The organism is Labrys sp. F242, from assembly GCF_057813875.1.
The window spans coordinates 313,722-335,795 of the sequence record NZ_JBVASG010000002.1 but is presented as its reverse complement, the minus strand read 5'-3'; the positions used below and the strand labels follow the sequence as shown (position 1 = coordinate 335,795).

The following is a 22,074-nucleotide window of genomic DNA, read 5'->3' as shown; positions in this document are numbered from 1 at the left end:
GGCAATGTGCCGAGCGGACGTGGATGGCAGGACGGTTGTGCCGTTGTTGGTTGGCAGAGCGCACTACCCGCACACCCCATCCGTCATTTCTTCGAAATGACACCTTCCCCACTGCGTGGAGAAGGCTTGCCGTGCTTGATTGGGAGCGGTCCGGTGCTGCGATCCGCGTCTAGTTTCGATCGTCCGGCAGCATGGGCAGAGGCAGGATGTCGATGCCATCCTCGAGCAGGCTGCGGACATCCTCGCCGGTCGCCTCGCCATGGATGGTGCGATGCTCGCTCTCGCCGTCATGCATCTTGCGCGCTTCGGCGGCGAACTTGTCGCCGACATAGTCGGATTTCGCCGTCAGCATGGCATGCAATTCGCGCACCTTGGCACGCAAAGCCTGTTCCTCCGGAGAGGTCAGAGCCACCGGCTGTGGCAAGGCCGGCAGGTTTTCGCGAATTTTGGTGTCGGGGTTCCCGCTTTCGCGGTCCTTGCGGGCCACCTGCGGTGCCATAATGGCCTTGCCGACCTTGGTGGAGGCGCAATGGGCACAGCTCAGCAGTCCGTGCTCGGCCTGGTCGTCATAGGCGGCACTGTCGCGAAACCAGCTTTCGAACTCGTGACCCTGGTCGCAGACGAGCGAAAAACGAATCACTCTGCAGCCCTCAGCGCCGGTTCCGTCTTCACCGTGAAGGAGCGCGCATTCTTGAGATTGGGGATCTTGCCGCGCGTCGCCGCCACGGCGTGCACGTCGATCTCGCCATAAACAAGCCCGAGCGTGTCGCCGGCATCGGCGACCACGCGTCCCCAGGGATCGATGATGACGGAATGGCCATAGGTGTCGCGGCCGTCGTCATGATGGCCGACCTGGGCGGCGGAGATCATCCAGGCGCCGTTTTCGATGGCGCGGGCGCGCTGCAGCACATGCCAATGGGCTTCGCCCGTCTGCTTGGTGAAGCAGGCCGGTGCGCTGATCACGTCGGCGCTGGCATCGCCATAGGCGCGGAAGAGCTGGGGAAAGCGTACGTCGTAGCAGATGCCCAGGCCCAGCCGCGCGAAGGGCAGGTCGACCGTAACCGCATGATCGCCGCCGACATAGGCATTGGATTCACGCCAGGATTCGCCGCCGGCAAGATCGACGTCGAACAGATGGATCTTGTCGTAGGAGGCGAGCACTTCGCCCTTGGGATCGATGACGAAGGCGCGGTTGGCAGCCTTGTCGCCGACACGCACGGCCATGGAGCCGATATGGAGATGCAGGCCGTTATCGCGCGCGATCGCACGAAAGGCGTCGAGCTCAGGATTGCTCTGCTCGTCGCCGATGGCGGCCATCATGGCCGCCCGGTCGCGGTTGACCACGGTGGTCATCTCGGGTGTCTGCAGATATTCGGCTCCGGCGGCCTTGGCCTCGCGGGCGGCGGCGGCGACGGTTGCGACATTGTCCGATGGCACCAAGCCCGAGCGCATCTGCAGAACGGCGGCTTTGAAACGCATGGATCCGTCTCCCCATAGTGTTTTGCGATTTGGCGGAATCACCAAGAATCGCAAAGATGCGTCGAAACAAAGAGTTAGAGCAAACAAGCGTTCAGTCGTGAACGCGCTTTGCTCTGGTGCTCTCAGGCGGCGATAAGTTTGTCGAGGCCACCGGCTGCTTCGAGATCATGAAGATCGTCGCTGCCGCCGACATGGGTCTCCCCGATGAAGATCTGGGGCACGGTACGGCGCCCATTGGCGCGCAGGCTCATGGCTTCCTGCAGTTCAGGCTTGCCGTCAACGTCGATCTCCTCGAAGGGAATGCCCCTGCGGGTGAGCAGGGCCTTGGCCGCCTTGCAATAGGGACACCAGGATTTCGAATACACGACGACGGGCGGCATTGCCTTCATTCCATCCACAAACAACCTCGCCCACAGATGGGAAGGCACGGAGCCAAAATCAATCGGCATTATAAGCAGTTGCGGCAGGCCGACAAGCAGGGGCGCGGCGGCCTGCATGGCTGTGTTCCTGCTTATTGCTTCTGGAACACCATCCAGGCCCGGTCGAAGGCGCGTATGCGCATGTCGTGCTCGCGCATGAGGATGTAGAGCGCGCCTGAGGGCAGCAGGCCGAGGGCATCGTCCCGGCCGATCTGCAGCAGCAGGCGCCAGCGATCCGCCGCGCGCAGCAGCCTGCGAGCCTCGGCGCTGGCAAAGGCTTCGCCCGTGCCGCAGAAAATACCGTGCGAGGCCAGTTGGGCTTGAGCCTGCATGCCGTTCTGCAGGGGGCGCGGCCAGCCGCCGAGCTGGTGATTGGCGCCCTCCCTGCTATCAGGCATGCCATAGCGGCCGAGCCAGGTCTCGTAGCGGATCTCCTCGCTGTCCTCGTCCCAGAAAGTCGAAGCCTCCTCGCCATGTGGGAAGGCGTCGAAACCCTTGTCGCTCGGCGGGATGGCGGTGACGACCGGGCGCGCCGCCACGGCGGCCGGCTTGAAGCGGCTGCTCCATCGCTCCTGCGCCAGAGCCGCCAGGGCGGCGGGTTCGGCCTTGCGTTCCAGACGCTCGAGCGGTGTCTTGTCCCAGATCAGGCGCAGCCCGGCCGCGGCATGGGGGTCATAGGATTTCGGCTTGGCCCAATAGTCGCAGAACAGCAGCAGGCGACCATGATGTGGCAGTGCCGCGGGAAAACCGGGGGTCAGCGACAGGGAAGCCAGATCGAGCTGGGCGATGAAAGCCAGGGGAAAGGCCGATGTGACCGCCGCTGCAAGATCGCTCTGCTCGCGACTGGCCTCGCGGGCGTGCTCGGCCGTCAGCGACGAGCCCGGCCGCGTGGCCTCGCTGGCCAGACGATCGGCCTCGGTGAGATGGATCTGGGCACGTTCGACAGCATCGCCATAGGGCGGGCGTTCTGGCCAGGCCATGCCGTCAGGCAGGTCGGGCAGACCGCCGATCTTGCTGGCGCCGAGCGGAATCCGGCTTTCGTCGCAAGGCGTGGTCTCCAGCACCAGCGCCGGCCGGGCCTGTTCGGCGAGCCGGGCGATACTCGCTGGAGCGAGGCCGGCTTCGAGCAGGGAACTCTGCAGGGTCTCGCGGCTGTCGGGCCAGGCGAGAGGGGGCGATTGCGGTATCGGATTCAAGACAGGTAGTCCCGTTCGGTTACTCGATCGGCGTCGCCACCCGGGCGAACACCAGCATGTCGACAGTGGCAGCGCCGGCCCGCAGCAAGGTGCGCGCCGCCGCCTCGCCCGTGGCGCCCGAGGTGAGCACATCGTCGATCAGCACGATGCGCTTGCCCTTTATCGCCGGCCGGGCGCCCGGCGAGACCGTAAAGGCACCCTGCACGTTGCGGGCCCGTTCCTTGCGGCTGAGGCCGACCTGATGGGCTGTGCGCCTGGAACGGCCGAGCAGCAGGGGCTCATAGGCCACGCTGCTGCGGGTGCTGATCTCGCGCGCCAGCAAGGCGGCCTGGTTGAAGCGCCGGCGCCACAGGCGCAGGCGATGCAGCGGTATCGGCACCAGCATGTCGGCGCCGGCGAGCACATCCTGCCCGGCCTGGACCATCAGCCGGCCCATGAAAGGCGCGATCTCGACGCGGTCGCCATATTTGAGCCGGTGCACCAGCTCGATGGCGGCGCCATCATAGCGGGCCGCGGCCCTGGCCCGGCCATAGGCGGGCGGGTCGGCGATCGCCTGAGCCGAAACCATGCCCTCGCCGTGATCATAGACGAAGGGAATGCCGAGTCTCTCGCAATAAGGGCGTTCGATCAGGGACAATTGCTGCCAGCAGGCCACGCACAGATTGGCGTGGCTGGCGGTGGTCTCCCGGCAGCTCAGGCAGCGCGGCGGCAGGATGATGTCCGCCAGCCGGCCTCCCGCCCGCAGGAGCAGGCGCGACAGGGAAGAGGAGGCGGTGGCGGAAGCGGACATGCCGGCAAAGTGACAAAGATTGCCGAGCCTGTCATCAGGACATTACGGTTGAAGTCCAGCTGATATTATGGAAGTCGTGGCGGTATTATGAGAACGCCAAGCAACCAGATTTGCCGAGCGGGCTCGACATCGCCATTATACCCGCCATATTTATGCCCCAGATCGGAATAGTTGCGTCAATGTCCGTCCCGCTCCGTAACGCTATTTCCCGCCTTGACCTGTTTGCCGGCGCCAGCCCGGAGGACATCGACGCGGTCGCAAATCTCGCCGTCGAACAGCGTTTTCGCGACGGCGAATCGATCTTCTCGCGGGGGGCGCCGGGCGAGGGCATGCTGATCGTGCTGCAAGGCACCATCCGCCTTTCCATCGTTTCGGTCGAGGGACGCGAGCTGATCCTGCGTGAAGCGGCTCCCGGCGACGTGATCGGCGAGATCGCGGTGCTGGACAGCGGCCGGCGCACGGCGGACGCCACCGCGGTCGGGCCGGTGGTGGCAGGCTTCATTGCGCAGGCTTCTTTCGTGCGGCTGCTGGCCACGCGTCCGGCGCTGCAGATGCCGATTTTGCAGGTGCTGTGCGCCCGGCTGCGCGACACCACCGACCAGCTCGAATCGATCGCGCTCTATCCGCTCGAGGCCCGCCTGGCGCGCTTCCTGCTCTGGCATGTCAAGCGGTACGGGCGCACCCGCGCCGATGGTGCCCGCAGCGCACCTTTGACGATCTCGCAAAGTGCCATCGCCAGCTTCGTCGGCGCCAGCCGTCCCAAGGTCAACCGGCTGCTCGCAGCCTTCGAGGAGCGCGGTGCGATCGAGCGGCGCGGTGCCATCGTGCATTGCCACGTCGCCGCGCTCACCCAACTGGCTCAGGCCGAGACGGCGCCCGGGGAGGCGCATGGCAGCGCCGGCCTGGATGGTGCGCGTGGCTGATCCGGCCTTCAAGCCTGCGATTGCCACAGGCCTGGCGGCCTTCATCCTTGGTCTCTGCTTTCTTGTCTACAATCCCGGCGGGGCCGCCAACTCCCTGCGCGAAGAAGCCTTCGACTTCATCGAGAGCGTGATCCCGCCCAAGCGCCTGCCGGACGGCGTCGTGGTTGTTGACATCGACAGGCCCAGCCTCGCCGCCAAAGGAGCCTGGCCCTGGCGGCGAGGAGGGGGGCTGACGGATCTGGTCACCAAATTGCAGGACGCCCAAGCGCAGGTCATCGGCGTCGATATCCTGCTGGATGGCCCGGACCGGCGTTCGCCGGGGCCGATGCTGAGGGTCTACGCCAAATCGACCGGCCGGACGGAACTGGCGACGGTGGCCGACAGCCTGCCCGATGAGAACAAGCAGCTCGCCGAAGCGATCGCCCGTTCAGATGTCGTGCTTGGCCTGCTGCCTGACGAGGCCGGCAAGGATGCGCTGCCTTTTCCGCCTCCGATCATTCCGGCGCCGCAGCAGGACTTGTCGCAGAAGGCTGCCGGCGTCGTTGCGCCATCCACCGCGCTCGTGGATGGAGCCGTCGCAATCGGCGCCTTGTCCCTCGCGCCTGTGACCGGCACGAAAGTGCGCCATGTGCCGGTATTCGTGCGAGGTGGTAGCGAGATCTATGCGGGTTTTGCCATGGAGGTCTTCCGGAGCGCGCAGCACGCATCCGCTTTCCTGCTCGATCCCGACGGCACTTCCGCATCGGTGGGAGACACGCACATTCCGTTGCGTGAGGGGGCTGCCGTGCGGCTCCATCTCACCGCTCCCTCGAATTGGCGCGCGCGGACCGTTTCGGCTGCCGATGTGCTTGATGACAAGGTGCCGGCCGAACGCTTTGCCGGGCGCGTCGTGCTGATCGGTGCCAGCGCTCCGGAGGCGGGCGCACTTCTTCCCACTGCGGTGGGCCCCTTGACACCGACCGTGCAGGTCCAGGCCGAGGCGATCGAGGGCCTGCGGTCGGGCGATATCCCGCAGCGCATCCATAATCCGCGGCTGATCGAGCCGCTCGCCGCCTCCGCCATCGGCCTCGTGGCCCTGGCGGCTGCGTTGTGGCTCGGCCCCTTGGCCGCAAGCTCGGTGCTGGCGGTGCTGATGCTGGGCTGGATCGGTTTCAGTGCCGGCCTGTTTGCCAGCACGCGCCTGTTGATCGATCCGGCCGGCCCGCTGATCCCGGCGATCGCCGCCGCCAATTCGGCCCTGGTGGTGATGTTCGCCCATACCCGCAAGCTGCGCGGGGCGATCGAGCGCAAGTTCGGGCGCTACCTCTCGCCCGAGATCGTTCGCCGGCTTACCGCGGCCCCGGAAGAGTTGAAGATCGAGGGTGAACTGCGCGAGGTCACGGCCCTGTTTTCGGACATTGAAGGCTTCACCACCATGTCCGAGAACGCCGAGCCGCGTACGTTGGTGGGCGCCCTCGATGCCTATTTCGATGGGGTCTGTGCCATCGTCATCCGCCATGGCGGCATGGTCGACAAGATCGTCGGCGATGCCGTGCACGGGCTGTTCAACGCGCCGCTCAACGTGGAAGGGCATGCCAGGGCGGCGCTCGACTGCGCCATCGAGATCGGCCGCTTCACCACCGAATTCCGCCAGCGCGAGGATGCCAAGCGCCTCGGCTTCGGGCGCACCCGTATCGGGCTCGATACCGGGCCGGTGATCGTGGGCGATGTCGGTGGTCTCGGCCATCTCGATTACACCGCCCATGGCGATGCGGTGAACTCGGCGGCGCGGCTGGAAGCCCTCAACAAGCAGTTCGGTACCACGGTTTGCCTCGGGGCGCGTGCAGCGGCGGCCATCGGCGAGCCGGAGCGGCTGCGGCCTCTCGGCAATGTCGTGCTACGCGGCCGCGCGGCGCAGACGGCGATCTTCAGCCCTTGGCCCGATGACGCGACATCCGAGCGACGTCAGGCCTATATGGCTGCCTATGACCGGATGGCCTCTGAACCGGCAGAGGCCAGAGGTTTGTTCCAGGCGCTTGCATCGACCTGGCCCGAGGATCCGGCGGTGGCCTATTGGGTCAGGACGCTCGCCTGAGATCGGGTGAATGCCGCCTCCGGTGCAGCGTCGCGCGGAGTAATAAAATACCCCTCAGGGCGTTTGCCGAGATGAGCGTCAGATACTTGCGGCATTATCGGCTTTTTGATTAGTTTGAATTAAAAAACAAAGTAAATGATACGTTTTAACTTTAGTCTATGTTTCATATTGCTCGCATATTATTTTTAATCTGTTTCAATTTATGTATAGGTAATTTAAATATTAAAACTTTATAGAGGTCCTCCATCTGTGTAAGTATATATCTATACATTGTAGAGATTAATTTTATATAGTCGTGACTTGAGCGTGAAATGTGAAGTAAAAACCTAAAAATACGACATTCGCCGTATAGAATGGAAAGGATTGTTGGGTTAGTTTTTGTCCGCGGGGACCAAAAATCCGCGCCTAAGCCGATTCGGCCTTACCGGGGGGTAAGATGTGCCGGGTCTGGTGAGGGGGCGGAGGCAGTATCCCCGCGGCGGGGTTCGTTATCTCAACTTGTTGGAATCACCGGCCGGCATCGACGTCCTGCGTCGCGGCCAGGCGGTATCAGCATGCCGTAGATCCCCGCCGATGTCTGAGTGGGTGGGGATTTCGAATGACGCGTCATCGTCGTGACCTGAGTTGCGTTGCCGAGCAGGGAAAGATCTTGCACGGGGCGTCGCCGAGATGGATATGGGCACTCAAGTCCAGCCTGCTAGGCGTCTCTCTGGCGGCCATCGGCGCGGCGACGCCCGCTCTCGCGGCTTGCTCCACCAGTGGTTCGACGCAGACCTGTACCGGAGACCTATCCGGGGGTGTGCAGGTGAATGCGGGCCCGACCACCCTCAACGTCAACACCTTGAGCGGGCCCGTGAACGGGCAGGTCCGCCTGCAGCAGAATGGCGGGGATGGCGGCAACGGCCATGACGGCGCGCTGTTCGTGCCGCCGGCATCGGGTGGCGGCGGCGGTTCGGGCGGCGGCAGTGCGCCGACCGTCACCGGCCAGAGTTTCAACCAGACCACGGGCGTCGCCGTCATCAATTACAGCGACGGTTCCATCATCACGCTGACGCCGAAGGCTGGATCGGGCAACGTCTATACGAAACAGACTCAGACACCCAAGAGCGGTGGCGGTTACGATACAACCTCCGTCGATATTCCCGCCGCCATCACCCCCAACGATGCCGATGGTTCCATCACCATCTCACTCGGCACCAATGGCGATGCCGGCACGATGACCATCAAGCCGGGCGCCGGTGGCGGCAGCCTCACGGGCGGCGGTCTCAATCTCAACTATGCCGGCACGGGCCAGACGCTGACGACCTCGGGACAGCCTGGGGTGATCGCCATCAGCCGGGGCGGCGACGGTGGCGATGGCGGTGACTATTATCTCGGTGGCGGCGGCGCGCGCGGCGGCAGCGGTGGCGCCGGTGGCAGCGCCACCGTGACCAGCAAGGGCAATATCACCGTCACCAATGGCTATGGCGTGATGGCGCAGTCCATCGGTGGTAGCGGCGGCCATGGCGGCGGCTCCTATACGGTGGTCGGCAGCGGCGGCGAGGGCGGCAAGGGCGGCGCCGCGGGCGCGGCGAGCGTGACCGCGGGCGAAGGCACGATCACCACCTATGGCGATAATTCGGGCGGTCTGGGGGCTATCAGCCAGGGTGGCAGGGGCGGTGCGGGCGGCAGCGCCGGCGGCATCGTCGCCTCCAGCGGCGATGCATCGGGCGCGGGTCGCGGCGGCTCGGCCTCGGTCACGGCGCTGGAAGGCTTGACCATCGTCACCCATGGCGCCAATTCGCATGGCTTGCTCGCCCAATCGATCGGCGGCAGCGGCGGCAGCAGCGGCAGCGCCGGTGGTCTCGGCGCCATTGGTGGCCAGGGTGGCACAGGCGGCGACGCCGGTACCGTCGATGCGCGCAATTTTGGCGATGTCACCACCAGCGGCACCCACTCTTTCGGCATCCTGGCCCAATCGATCGGTGGCGGCGGTGGTTCGGGCTCGGGTGGCGGAGGCCTCGTCGTGCTCGGGGCTGATGGTGCAGCCGGTGGCGCGGGCGGCAATGTCACCGCGGTCAATGGCGGCAGCATCACCACCAAGGGGTTCAATTCCACCGGCATCTTCGCTCAGTCGATCGGCGGCGGCGGCGGTGACGGCGGTTCCTCCGGCGGTCTCGTGGCGATCGGCGGCAAAGGCTCGACCACCAGCAATGCCGGATCGGTCAACGTCACCAATGCGGCCGGCGGGTCAATCACGACCTACCAGTCCTTCTCGCAAGGCATTTTCGCGCAATCAGTCGGCGGTGGCGGCGGCAATGGCGGCTCCTCAGGCGGCCTCTTCACCGTGGGCGGCCAGGGTGGCTCGGGCGGCAATGGCGGTACCGTCACGGTCACCAGCGCCGGCCTCATCGAAACGGGTGTGAATGCCAAGAACAATTCGAGCCTTGTCACCGATTCGGCCGCCATTTTTGCCCAGTCCGTCGGTGGCGGCGGCGGCAATGGCGGCAATGCCCTGGCCGTCGGTACCGGCATCACGGTGGCTTTGGGTGGCAAGGGCGGCGTCGGCGGTACGGGCGCGAATGTCAGCGTCCTTCGTGACAATGCCGATCCCTCTCAGGCCAGCAGCGCCTCGATCATCACCTGGGGTGACCGCTCGGCCGGTATCTTTGCCCAGTCGGTGGGCGGCGGCGGCGGCAATGGTGGCTTCGGCATCAGCGCCAATGGCGGGCTGATCAGCGCCAGTGTTGCGTTAGGCGGCAGCGGCGGCGACGGCGGTGGCGCCGGCAATGTCCAGGTCGACACCAAGGGCAGCATCCAGACGCATGGCGGTGGCTCGACCGGCATCTTCGCCCAATCTGTGGGTGGCGGTGGCGGCAATGGCGGCCTGGCGGTGGCTGGTTCCGCAGGGCTCGTCCAGGCCTCGATCGCGCTCGGCGGCGGTGGCGGCAAGGGCGGCGATGCCGGCACGGTCAATGTCTCCAACCTCTCCGTGATTACGACGGCAGGCGACAATGCCAGTGGCATCCTGGCCCAGTCGGTGGGCGGCGGCGGCGGCAATGGCGGCGTGACGGTTGCGGCCGGCCTCGGCCTTGCCAGTGCCAATGTCGGTCTCGGCGGCAGCGGCGAGAAGGGCGGATCGGGCAAGAGCGTCACGGTCGACAGCAACGGTGACATCGCAACCGGCGGCAAGAACTCTTCCGCCATCCTGGCCCAGTCGATCGGCGGCGGTGGCGGCAATGGCGGCCTGGCCGTCGGCGCGGGGATCAGCGGGGTCGGTGCGTCGGTGAGCCTCGGCGGCAGCGGTGCGCAAGCGGGGCATGGCGATACCGTATCGGTGACCTCGACCGGCAACCTCCTGACCAAGGAGGACAATTCGGCGGCCATCCTGGCCCAGTCGGTGGGTGGCGGCGGCGGCAATGGCGGTTCCACGGTGGCCGGCCAGCTCTCGGTCGCCGGCAATGTCAATGTCGGCCTCGGCGGGACGGCAGGCGGTGGCGGCAATGGCGGCGCCGTAACAGTCAAGGCCTATAAGCCGGCGGGCGCGACGGGCAATACGGCCACGCTCGAGACCGACGGTGACAATTCGGCCGGCATCCTGGCGCAGTCGATCGGCGGCGGCGGTGGCAATGGCGGCTTTGCCGGCGCGCTCGCGCTTTCGGGCGGCGTTTCCGCCGGAATTTCCCTCGGCGGTGGCGGTGGCAGCGGCGGCAGCGGCGCTTCCGTCCTGGTCGACCAGAACCACAACATCCTGACCAAGGGCGACAATTCGGCCGGCATCCTGGTGCAATCGATCGGCGGTGGCGGCGGTAATGGCGGCTTTGCCGCTACCTTGAGCGGCAGCGTTCCCCTGGTCGGCGTCTCCGGTTCGGCGGCGGTGTCGCTGGGCGGCAAGGGTGGCGCCGGCAACAATGCCGGCACGGTTTCCGTCACCAGCAATGGCGCGATCCAGACCGAGGGCGATCGTTCCGACGCCGTGCTGGCGCAGTCGATCGGCGGTGGTGGTGGCAATGGCGGTTTCGGGCTCTCCGGTTCCTTCAATGTCGGCGGCGTCGGGGCTGCCTCCGTTGCCATCGGCGGTAGCGGTGGCGCGGGTGCCGATGCCTCCCTCGTGACGGTAAAGAGCACCGGCCCGATCCTCACCAAGGGCGAGGCTTCCAACGGCCTCGTCGCCCAGTCGATCGGCGGCGGCGGCGGCAATGGTGGTTTCTCGGGTTCCGCCTCGCTGTCGACCAGCGTTTCCATCGGTGTTGCCGTGGGTGGCACCGGTGGCAATGGCGGCAATGGCGGCGGCGTCAGCCTGACCAACCAGGGCGCGGTCCAGGTTACCGGCACCAATGCCGCCGGTGTGCTTGCCCAGTCGATCGGCGGTGGCGGCGGCAATGGCGGCTCCAGCATCGCTGCGACCCTGGGCGGATCGGCCGGCCTGTCGGTCGCCGTCGGCCGCAGCGGGGGCAGCGGCGGCACCGCGTCCGCGGTCAACGTCACCAGCAATGGCGAGATCGTCAACGGGGCCGGCACGGGCAGCGTTTCCGACGGCAGCTACAAGGCTACCACCGCCAATGGCGGCGGCATTCTGGCCCAGTCGATCGGCGGTGGCGGCGGCAATGGCGGCTTCAGCGGCTCGCTGGCTCTCGGTGGCGCCGGCGCCCTATCCCTGTCGCTCGGCGGCAGCGGTGGCGATGGCGGTACGGCCGGCACGGTGAACGTCCAGAACGGCACGCAGCAGGCCAGCAACATCACCACGCTCGGCGATCTCTCGGCTGGCATTACAGCGCAGTCGATCGGCGGCGGCGGCGGCAATGGCGGCTTCGGCATCGGCGTGTCCGGTTCGGGCGTCGTTTCCCTCTCGGCCTCCGTCGGCGGCAAGGGCGGTTCCGGCAACACGGCCAGTGCGGTTACCGTCGGCAGCACGGGCGACATCGTCACCTTCGGCAATTTCTCTGCCGGTATCGCGGCCCAATCGATCGGTGGCGGTGGCGGCAATGGCGGCTTTGCGGTGTCCGGCAGCATCGCCCTCGCGCCCGAAGGCGGTGGCAGCGCGGCCGTGGCGGTCGGCGGTTCTGCCGGCAGCGGCGCGACGGCAGGCAATGTCGGCGTGACCAACAAGGGCATCGTGGCGACCTTCGGCACCTCGTCCACCGGCATCCTGGCGCAATCGCTGGGGGGCGGTGGCGGTAATGGCGGCTTTGCCGCCGCGGGCGCCATCACGGTGTCGCCCGAGGGCGGCGCGAGCATCGCGGTTGCAGTCGGCGGCGCCGGTGGCAATGGCGGTACGGCCGGCAAGGTCACGGTCTTGCAGACCGGCGCTGTAGCGACCGAAGGCGATCAGTCGACCGGCGTGCTGGCCCAGTCGATCGGCGGCGGCGGTGGCAATGGCGGCTTTGCCGGCACGCTCTCGGCCAATATCGGCAATGGCGTCGCTTTGGGCGCCAGCGTCGGTGGTTCGGGGGGCGACGGCGCCAAGGCCGATGCGGTCGAAGTCACCGTCAACGGTGATGTCTCGACCGATGGCATCCTGTCCAGTGGCGTTGTCGGCCAGTCGATCGGTGGTAGCGGCGGCAATGGTGGCTTCTCGGTGGCCGGTTCGCTGCAGATCGGGCAGGGCGGCAGCCTGAATGCCAGTATCGGCGGCTTCGGCGGCGATGGCGGCAAGGCCGGCAGCGTCAATGTCAGCCATACCGGCAATATGCAGACCAAGGGTGACCTGTCGCTCGGCCTCCTGGCGCAATCGATCGGGGGCGGCGGCGGCAATGGTGGTTTTGCCGGCAGCCTCAGCGCGACCATCGGCGAGGGCGTTGCCCTGGGCGTTTCGGTGGGTGGTTTCGGCGGCGGCGGCGCCACGGCCGGCAACGCCAAGGCCAGCAATATCGGCAATATCGCAACGCTCGGGGCTGGCTCGACGGCCATCCTGGCCCAGTCGATCGGTGGCAATGGCGGCAATGGCGGTGCCAGCGTGGCGGGCGCCATCGGCGTCGGCCAACAGAATGTCAGCCTGGCGATTTCCGTCGGCGGCTTCGGTGGCGATGGCGCCAAGGCTGGGTCGGCCGAGGTTGACAGCACCGGTCTGATCTACACCAAGGGGGCTCTCGCCCATGGCCTTGCAGCCCAGTCGATCGGTGGCGGTGGCGGCAATGGCGGCTTTTCGGTCGCCGGCAACCTGAATGTCAGCACCGGCACGGGCGGCAGCGCGTCCGTCAGCGTCGGCGGCGGCGGCGGTTCGGGCAGCACCGGCGGCGACGTCGCCATCAAGTCGAACGTCGGCAAGGTCCTGCCGACGGACAACAGCGCCACCATCCAAACCGTGGCGGATGGCTCCAATGGTATCTATGCCCAATCAATCGGCGGCGGCGGCGGTTCTGGCGGCTTCTCCGGTGCACTGTCACTGACCTTCAGCGAGGGAGCGACCGCTGGTTTCGGCATCTCCGTCGGTGGCTTCGGCGGTACCGGCAACGATGCCGGTGCGGTCAAGGTGACCAGCGTCGACAATATCCTGACGGGAAGCAAAACCCAGATTGGAGACGAAATTCGGATAACAGGCAAAGGATCCAACGGCATCTTGGCGCAGTCGATCGGCGGTGGCGGCGGCGATGGCGGCTTCAGCGGCGCCGCGACGATCACCGGCGGGGCGTCCGGATCGACGCAAGCCGGTGTCTCCCTCTCCCTCGGCGGTTTCGGCGGCGCTGCCGGCAATGGTGGTGCCGTGATGGTCGATTCGACAGGGCTCATCACCACATGGGGTGACCATGCCGATGGCGTGCTGGCCCAGTCCATCGGCGGCGGTGGCGGCAATGGCGGCATGAGCTTTGCCGGTGCGGTCGGCGTCAGCCAGAATGCGGTCGACGTCTCGCTGAGCATGGGTGGCTTTGGTGGCGCGGGGGGCACCGGCGGCAATGTCAGTGTCACGCGCAACGGCACGATCATCACGGCGGGTGACTATTCGGTCGGCTTGGCCGGCCAATCGATCGGTGGCGGCGGCGGCAATGGCGGCCTGTCGATCACCGGTGCCTTCGGCGGTACGAGTTCCAAGAACATCAGTGCCTCGCTAGGCGGCTTCGGTGGTGCCGGCACCGGTGCAGGCCTGGTGACCATAGGCAATGTCGGCAATATCGGCACCACGGGGATCGGCTCGCAGGCGATCCTCGCCCAGTCGATCGGCGGCGGCGGCGGCAATGGCGGGCTCGCGGGCTCGGCCGTGTTCGGCGTCGGCGGCGAAAACACCAATCTGAACTTCGGGGCGGCCGTCGGCGGCAAGGGCGGCAGCGGCGGTACCGGCAGCGATGTCAAGGTCACCAGCAACGGCATTCTGCAGACGCAGGGCGATGCGGCGCAAGGCATCCTCGCCCAGTCGATCGGCGGCGGCGGCGGCAATGGCGGCTCGAGCCTCTCGGGCGTGCTCGGCGTCGGCGGCGCCAGCCAGGGCCGCACGATCAATGTCAGCTTCTCCGTGGGCGGCCTCGGCGGCGACGGCAATACCGCCGGCAATGTCACCGTCGACCAGTCCGGCTCGATCCAGACGGATGGCAATGGCTCACATGGCATCCAGGCCCAGTCGATCGGCGGCGGTGGCGGCAATGGCGGCCAGGCCAATTCTCTGGCCCTGCTCCTGACCAAGGCCTGCACCCTGCCGGTCGTCTGCACGGCGCCAGAGGAGACCAAGAACAACTTCTCCTTCCAGGCGACGGTGGGCGGCTTCGGCGGCACCGGCAACGATGCCGGCACGGTCACCGTCGGCAATGACGGCGTGATCGTCACCAAGGGCGATGCCTCCAGCGGTATCTTCGCCCAATCGATCGGCGGCGGCGGCGGCCAGGGCGGCAGCGCCATCATCGGCCTGCAGGACGTGGTGCCTAGTCCCTACAATTACGCCACGCTCGCGGCCATGCCCTTCGGTGCCGTCGGCATCGCCAAGAACTACGTGGTCGCCGTCGGCGGCTATGGCGGCTCGGCCGGCAATGGCAATACGGTCTCGATCGACAATCAGGGGCAGATCCTGACCCAGGGTATCTATTCATGGGGCATCTTCGCCCAGTCGGTTGGTGGTGGTGGTGGCAACAGCGGCAATGCCGTCGCGGGCCTGACCGGTACGATCGGCCTCGGCGGCGGTGCGCTCGCCAATCTCCTCGGCGTCGACAGTGGCTCGGCCGGTGATGGCGGCATCGTCACGGTGACCAACGGCAAGTCGGGTGACGTCAGTGTTGGTGCCATCTGGGCCAACGGCACCATCTCCTCCGGCTCGATCCTCGCCCAGTCGATCGGCGGCGGCGGCGGCCAGGGCGGTGCCGGCTCTGGCTTGATCGACATCGGCGGTGATGGCGGAGCGGCGGGCAATGGTGGAGCTGTCACTGTCACCAATTTCGCCCATCTCGGCACCAAGGGCCTGTTCTCCACTGGTATCACCGCGCAATCGGTCGGTGGCGGCGGTGGCACCGGCGGCGGCGGTTCGCTCAGTGCGCTCGCCATCGGCGGCGCTGGCGGCGCTGCGGGCAATGGCGGTACGGTGGCTGTCGCCAATGCCGGCGAGATCTTCACGGAGGGCCGTGAGTCCAATGGCGTGACCGCCCAGTCGGTCGGTGGCGGCGGTGGCACCGGTGGCGGCTTCCTCTATGACAAGCAGGGCATCGGCAGCCTCATCGGCAGCGTCAATCTCGTGCAGGTCGGCGGCAGCGGTGGCGCCTCGGGCGATGGTGGCAGCGTCGGCATCGCCAATGCCGGCTTCGTGCAGACCAGGGGAGACTTTTCCAACGGCCTGTTCGCCCAGTCGGTCGGTGGCGGCGGCGGCATCGGCGGCGGCGGTCTCGGCGCGGTGGCGATCGGCGGCAAGTCCGGTGCCGGCGGCAAGGGTGGCGACGTGACCGTCAGCAATGCCGCGGGCGGCCAGAACGTCGATTTGACCCCTGGGGATACCAACGATGATCCGACCAAGATCAGCATCATCACCACCGGTGACCAGTCCAATGCCATCATGGCCCAATCAGTCGGCGGTGGCGGCGGTTCGTCCGGCGAAACCTACGGCCTCGTCTCCTTCGAGCGCGGCGCGGCGGCCGGCAGCGATGGCGGCACGGTCAAGGTCACCAATGCCGGTTCGCTGCTGACCTTCGGCCAGAATTCCACGGCCATCTTTGCCCAGTCGGTCGGCGGTGGCGGCGGCTATGCTGCCGCGGCGACCGGCCTCGGCGCCTGGGGCGCGGATGCCGGCGGCGGCGGGAATGGCGGTGACGTCAGCGTCACCAACACGGCCGAACTGATCGCGACCAGTGGCACCAATGCACACGGCATCTTCGCCCAGTCGATCGGCGGTGGCGGCGGCGTGGTCAATTCGCTGGGCGGCCTCACGGTGCCCAAGCCCTTCATCGATGCCTTGCCGGAAACCGCGCAGGGCGTGGTGACCAATCTGCTCGACGGCAAGAGCGTCGGCATCGGCTTTGCCGGCTCCGCCGGCGGCGACGGCAAGGCGGGCGATGTCACCATCAACCAGACCGGGGACATCACGACGGCAGGCTCCGGTTCCTTCGCCATCCTGGCCCAGAGCGCGGGCAAGACCAATGGCAACATCGCCATCACCGTCAACGCAGACAGCAGGATCGTCGGCGGCACCGGCGTGGGCGCCGGTGTCGGCTTCCTCGATGGTGCGACCAACACGCTCGCCAATGCCGGCGTCATAGCCGATCTCGGCAAGACCGTCGGTCTCGCCCTCGACAAGGACAGGAAGCTGATCGGGACCGGTTGGATCGATGGCCTCGCCATCTATGGCACTGCCGGCAACGAGGCGGTGACCAACACCAACCTGGTCACCGGCTCGGTCAAGCTCGGCACCGGCCTCAACAGTTTCGACAACAAGAACGGCGCCTGGTTCGTCACCGGCGACACCATCCAGCTCGGCGATACCGCGGCGCATCTGTTCAGCAATTCCGGCTTCATGGCCATCGGCGGCATCAATCGGGTCTTCGCCACCAACGAGACCGGCTATTTCTCCCAGAAGGCCGACGGCACCTATATGCTGGACTTCGATCTCGACCGGAACGCCAATTGGAGCACGACGACGTCGTCGGCGACAACGCTGGTGGCGGCCGTGCCGGCTCTGAACAATCCCGGCTTCACCGATCTGGTGAACGTCTCGGGTGCGGCCGATCTCGCCGGCAAGGTCTCGATCAACCTCCTCAATCCCGGCAAGGCGACGCCGGGCACCAGCGACCATGTCATCGTGCATACCGAAAAGGGTGTCAGCGACAACGGCATGACCATCGACGCCATCCCCACGGCGGTGGCGAAGTACAGCCTGATCTTCACCGATTATGATGCGATCCTGCGCACCAAGATCGACTTCTCGGCAGATGGCCTGACGAGGAACGGGCATGCCGTCGGCAATGCGATCAATGCAATCCAGACCGACCAGACTTCGCCCAAATTCGTGCCGCTGGCGGCTGCCATCTTCTTCCAGCCGGACCTGGCCTCCCTGCAGAAGACCTACGACTCCATCGACGGCGAAGGCACGGCCGGCGTGCAGCAGACGCTGTTCTCCGACAGTGGGGCCTTCATGCGCTCGGTGATGCAGCAGGCCGATTTCTGGCGCAACGCCAATGCGGTCGATCTTACCGGCAAGACCGTCGGCGGCTGCAGCGCCGATGTCGGTGGGAAGACCGAAAAGGGCGCTTCCTTCTGCGACACCCGCCTGTGGCGTGCCTGGGTCACCGGTTATGGCGGCAGTTCCTCCTTCGACGGCAACACCGTCGTCGGCTCGGGCAATCTGAAGACCCACAACCAGGGCCTCGCGGCGGGCATCGATTACCAGCTCGATCCCAACTATCTGATCGGCCTGTCGGTCGGCGGAGGCCATTCGAGCTTCGGGGTGGAGCAGCGCGCCACCACCGGCAAGGTGGATGCCGGCCATTTCGCGCTGTACGGGGCGGCCAAATACGGCAATTTCTACGCCAACGGCTTGCTCGGCTTCGATGTGATGCACGCCACCATCCAGCGCTACGCTATGATCCAGGGCACGGATGCCCCGGTCAATCCGGTGGCGGGCGCCTATGACGCGCTCGGTAACAGCTTCGATGGCCGCGCCATCAGCGGGCGTCTGGAGGGAGGCTACAAGGCCAATTTCTCCGGCGTGAACGTCACGCCGTTCGCGGCGCTGCAGTTCTCTTCCCTGCATCTGGACGGCTCGACCGAGCACGCCCAGGGCACCAATGGCGGGCTCGCCCTCAATTATGCCGGGCGGACCATCAACTCGTTCCCATCCTTCCTGGGCGCGCAGATCGATACCCGCTTCTATTTCGGCGAGACGACCTATCTCGAACCCTTCCTGCGCGCCTCATGGGTGCATGAGTTCGCGAACCGGCGTTCGGTCGAGGCTGGCTTCACCGCAGCGCCCGGCTATAATTTCGTGGTCTACGGCGCTTCGGCGCCGCGGGATTCAGCCCTGGTGGAAGCGGGCGTGAACCTGGTCTCGGCCTCGGGCCTGTCGGTTTACGGCAAGTTCAGCGGCAATTTCTCCAAATCCTCGCACGATCTTACCGGGTCGGGCGGGCTTCGCTACAGCTGGTAAGATCGAAGGACGGATAGGCGACGATGCATCGTGTGGTTGAAATGACGGTGGCTGCGGGGCTGGCCTGCCTGTTGGCGGGCAGCGCACAGGCGCAGGCCAAGAAGCCTGCCGCCCCCGAGGCGCCCAAGGCGGCAGCTGCGGCGCCTTCCGCGGCACCGGCTCCCGCGGCACCCGGCTGGGTGACGCGCTGCACCGCGGACGCCCGGCAGGGGCCACTCGACTGCGTGGTCGAGGAGAATGCGGTGATGAACAATACCGGCCAACTCGTGGTCGGCTTCTCGGTACGCGTTCCCAGCGACACCCGCGCTCCCGTGGTGCTGGTGCGCCTGCCGCTCGGGCTTTATCTGCCAGCCGGCCTCAAGCTGCAGGTCGATGACGGCCAGCCGGTGAGCTATCCCCTGCAGACCTGCGACGGCGCGGGCTGCTATGTCGGCACGCCGCTCGATGCCGGGCTGCTGGCCCGGATGAAGACGGGCAAGCAGCTCAAGACGACCTTCCAGAACCTGCAGCGCAACGATGTCAGCGTGCAGTTGCCGCTCACGGGCTTTGCCGAGAGCTACGCCAAGATCCAGTGATATCGAGGCTCGACGATGCCGATGCATCCGAGACTTGAACACCCCGCGATTTCCGGCACCGGATCAAGGATCCGGCGAAAACCGCGGGACGGATCCATGAGGCATTTTCAATGCTTCCTGGTACGTCGGCTCAGCCCCACGGGCCTTTCGGATTCTCCGGGCCTTTCGGGCTTTGCGGGCCGCGAGGGCCGAGGTCGTCGGGATTGACGCCCTCGACGAAACCGCCCCGACGGGGCGGTTGTCGTCCCCCGCCCATGCGCCGGGCCTGTTCCTCCAGCGCGGCGATGCGGTTCCGGGTGTCGGGATGGGTCGAGAAAAGATTGTCCATCGGCCGTCCCGACAGCGGATTGATGATGAACATGTGCGCCGTGGCGGGATGGGCCTCGGCCTGCTCGTTGGGAATGGCATGGGCGGCATTCTGGATGCGCGCCAGGCCCGAGGCGAGCGCCAGCGGGTTGCCGCTGATCTCGGCGCCCAGGCGGTCGGCCTCATATTCGCGTGAGCGCGAGATCGCCATCTGCACCACCATGGCAGCCAGCGGCGCCAGCACGGCGAGCAGGATGCTGCCGATTGGGCCGAGCGAATTGCGCTCGCGATTGCCGGAAAAGAACATGCCGAAATTGGCCACCATCGAAATGGCGCCGGCCAGCGTGGCCGTAACGGTCATCAGCAGCGTGTCGCGATGCTTGATATGGGCAAGCTCATGGGCGATCACGCCCGCGACCTCGTCGCGCGACAGCGACTGCAGCAGGCCGGTATTGATGGCAACGGCTGCATTGGCGGGATCGCGCCCGGTGGCGAAGGCATTGGGCTGCGGATCGTCGATCAGATAGAGCTTGGGCATCGGCAGGCCGGCATTGCGGGCAAGCCCGGCCGTGAGCTTGTAGAGCCCCGGCTCGCTGGCGGGACTGACCTCGCGGGCTCCATACATCGACAGCACCATGTCGCCCGAGCGCCAATAGGCGAACAGGTTGGTGCCCACGGCCACCAGAAGGGCGATCATCATGCCGCCCTTGCCGCCCAGCATGAGCCCGATCACCATGAACAGGGCCGTCATGCCGGCGAGGAGCAGGGCGGTGCGCGCGTAATGCATCGGAAGGAACCCGTTCGTCATGGCCTGAAAATCGGGTCTGCGATGGTCCATGCGCAAGAGGGTTGCGCATGAAAATTTCGTCACGTGGAAGCTGTAATGTCAGTCAGCGATAGGTTTGACTGGCGAGGACGTCGTTACGAGGACGCCAAAGCGGCCCGGCAATCGATATATTCGGCGCAATGCTGGACGGCTTCACTCCGCTCGCAAGGCATCGATATTACATCGCCGCTTCCTGGTCGTCGACGTCCCCGCTGCCGCTGCCGAGCACCACCACGCGGGAGCCGACGGGGGTGTTGTTGTAGAGGTGGATGATGTCCTGGTTGAGCAGGCGGATGCAGCCCGACGACATCGACTTGCCGATCGAGGAGGGGTCGATGGTGCCGTGCAGGCGGTAGAGCGTGTCGCGATCGCCCTGGAACAGATACAAAGCCCGTGCGCCCAAGGGATTTCCCGGTCCGCCAGGCATACCGCCAGCCCATTTGGCCGCTTCGCTGTCGCGCTTCACCATGTCGGAGGGCGGCGTCCAGCGCGGCCATACCGCCTTGCGCTTGATCGTCGCGCGGCCGTTCCAGGCGAAGCCCTCGCGGCCGACTCCCACGCCATAGCGCGTAGCGTTGCCGCCTTCATGCACGTGGTAGAGATAGTGATTGGCCGGGTCGACGACCACGGTACCCGGCGCCTCGCCGGTCGGGTCCGAGACTTCCCGGCGCAGGAAGGCTGAATCGATCCGCCGCAGATCGATCGCCGGGACCGGATTGCCGTTGTCCTCGAAGCCCGCATAGATTTCGCCATAGTCATAATCGCTGCCGCCCCAGCCATCGAAGATCGAGTCGGCTGACAGGCGCTTCGAAGAGGCGCAGCCGGCGAGAAGGAGCGGTGCGCCGAGCATGAACAGGCGGCGGGACAATTGGGGCATCACGGACCTTCCAAACCGGGAATCAGAATGAGCATGCGAATCGCGCGCCTACTACAAGCTGATCATCGTTAATTCTTCATTATTCGGCACAGTAAGGCTGGCGCAAATCATGCTCCAGCGGTCATTTCCCAACGTCACCCGTGGTAGTGTGCAAGAGTTGACGATGTCGAGGTAAGTCTCGGGCGTGCTTTGCAGCCGTGCGTGGCAGGTAGACGAAGGTGCGCAGCCGCCCGGTTGCCGGCGGCTGAAATGCAGCCCTCATTCTCGCCCTGAGCCCCCGAGCAAAGCCTACGGCGTTGTGAAGGCCCGCAAGCGGCCGACCTTCAGACATCTTGCGCTTTCAAGAGAAAGCCCGGCAGTCCCTCCCGGTTTCGAGAAGAGATTGCCGGGCCTCGTTCGGTGTCGTCCTTTCCCAATTGAACAGCGCCGCCGCGGGGGGCGCGAAGGGGCGGAGACAGGCTTCAGGGCCGCGAGGTCAGATCCAGGGGCGCGACGCCGCCGTCTTCTGCTCGAAGGTGGCGATCGAGGGGGTCTTCTCCATAGTCTCGCCGATGTCGTCGAGGCCCTTGAGCAGCTTGTTCTTGCGGGCCGGGTCGATGTCGAACTTGACGCTGCCGCCATCCGGGCCGTGGATTTCCTGGGCTTCGAGATCCACCGTCAGCGTGGCATTGGCGCCGCGCCGGGCATCGTCGAACAATTTTTCGAGATCGGACTCGGAGACGACGATCGGCAGGATGCCGTTATTGAAGCAGTTGTTGTAGAAAATGTCGGCGAAGGAGGTGGAGATCACGCAGCGTATGCCGAAATCGAGCAGCGCCCAGGGGGCATGCTCACGCGAGGAACCACAGCCGAAATTGTCGCCGGCGACCAGGATCTTGGCCTGGCGATAGGCGGGCTTGTTCAGCACGAAATCCGGATTTTCGCTGCCGTCATCGTTGAAGCGCATCTCGGAAAACAGCCCAGCGCCGAGGCCCGTGCGCTTGATGGTCTTGAGATATTGCTTGGGGATGATCATGTCCGTGTCTACGTTCATGATTTCCAGCGGCGCAGCGACGCCCGTGAGCGTGACGAACTTGTCCATT

At 66.1% G+C, this 22,074-nt stretch carries 12 protein-coding genes; 4 read left to right on the top strand and 8 right to left on the bottom strand.

Features of this window, described 5'->3' with window-relative positions; all coding sequences use genetic code 11:
• Positions 1-169: 169 nt before the first annotated feature.
• From ACZYTC_RS17110 to ACZYTC_RS17090, 5 genes are all read right to left on the bottom strand, one after another.
• Positions 170-640: a DUF1178 family protein gene (locus ACZYTC_RS17110; RefSeq protein WP_434959291.1), complete on the bottom strand. Its 471-nt coding sequence runs from the start codon at positions 638-640 to the stop codon at positions 170-172.
• Positions 637-1,479 carry a carbon-nitrogen hydrolase family protein gene (locus ACZYTC_RS17105; protein ID WP_322433494.1) on the bottom strand — a complete coding sequence of 281 codons (843 nt, stop codon included), beginning with the start codon at positions 1,477-1,479 and terminating at the stop codon, positions 637-639. Before ACZYTC_RS17105 ends, ACZYTC_RS17110 begins: the two co-directional genes overlap by 4 nt.
• Before the next feature lie 122 nt (positions 1,480-1,601).
• The gene (gene grxC, locus ACZYTC_RS17100; RefSeq protein WP_434959292.1) at positions 1,602-1,859 is read right to left on the bottom strand and encodes a glutaredoxin 3; all 258 of its coding nucleotides are present in this window, start codon (positions 1,857-1,859) and stop codon (positions 1,602-1,604) included.
• Between the two features lie 131 nt (positions 1,860-1,990).
• Complete coding sequence (locus ACZYTC_RS17095; protein WP_488990157.1) at positions 1,991-3,094, bottom strand: DUF1963 domain-containing protein; 1,104 nt, start codon at positions 3,092-3,094, stop codon at positions 1,991-1,993.
• Positions 3,095-3,113: 19 nt separating this feature from the next.
• Positions 3,114-3,884 carry a ComF family protein gene (locus ACZYTC_RS17090; protein ID WP_434959294.1) on the bottom strand — a complete coding sequence of 257 codons (771 nt, stop codon included), beginning with the start codon at positions 3,882-3,884 and terminating at the stop codon, positions 3,114-3,116.
• Between the two features lie 179 nt (positions 3,885-4,063).
• Between ACZYTC_RS17090 and ACZYTC_RS17085 the strand changes: the two genes are divergently transcribed.
• From ACZYTC_RS17085 to ACZYTC_RS17070, 4 genes are all read left to right on the top strand, one after another.
• On the top strand, positions 4,064-4,807 hold the full coding sequence (locus tag ACZYTC_RS17085) for a Crp/Fnr family transcriptional regulator (protein WP_441772916.1): 744 nt from the start codon (positions 4,064-4,066) through the stop codon (positions 4,805-4,807).
• Complete coding sequence (locus ACZYTC_RS17080) at positions 4,773-6,881, top strand: CHASE2 domain-containing protein (protein ID WP_488990156.1); 2,109 nt, start codon at positions 4,773-4,775, stop codon at positions 6,879-6,881. The genes ACZYTC_RS17085 and ACZYTC_RS17080 overlap by 35 nt, the downstream gene beginning before the upstream one ends.
• 805 nt (positions 6,882-7,686) lie before the next feature.
• Entirely contained in the window at positions 7,687-18,408 is a 10,722-nt protein-coding gene (locus ACZYTC_RS17075; RefSeq protein ID WP_488990155.1) for a hypothetical protein, read from the top strand.
• 23 nt (positions 18,409-18,431) lie between these two features.
• Positions 18,432-18,983 (top strand): invasion associated locus B family protein, encoded by a 552-nt coding sequence (locus tag ACZYTC_RS17070; protein ID WP_441772913.1) that lies wholly within the window; start codon positions 18,432-18,434, stop codon positions 18,981-18,983.
• A gap of 130 nt (positions 18,984-19,113) precedes the next feature.
• Here the strand turns inward: ACZYTC_RS17070 and htpX are convergent, their stop codons facing one another.
• From htpX to leuD, 3 genes are all read right to left on the bottom strand, one after another.
• Entirely contained in the window at positions 19,114-20,076 is a 963-nt protein-coding gene (gene htpX / locus ACZYTC_RS17065) for a zinc metalloprotease HtpX (protein ID WP_488990352.1), read from the bottom strand.
• 217 nt (positions 20,077-20,293) lie between these two features.
• Positions 20,294-20,992 carry a L,D-transpeptidase gene (locus tag ACZYTC_RS17060; RefSeq protein WP_488990154.1) on the bottom strand — a complete coding sequence of 233 codons (699 nt, stop codon included), beginning with the start codon at positions 20,990-20,992 and terminating at the stop codon, positions 20,294-20,296.
• Between the two features lie 475 nt (positions 20,993-21,467).
• Positions 21,468-22,073, bottom strand: a complete 606-nt coding sequence (gene leuD / locus ACZYTC_RS17055; protein WP_434959300.1) for a 3-isopropylmalate dehydratase small subunit — start codon at positions 22,071-22,073, stop codon at positions 21,468-21,470.
• Position 22,074: the final 1 nt, after the last annotated feature.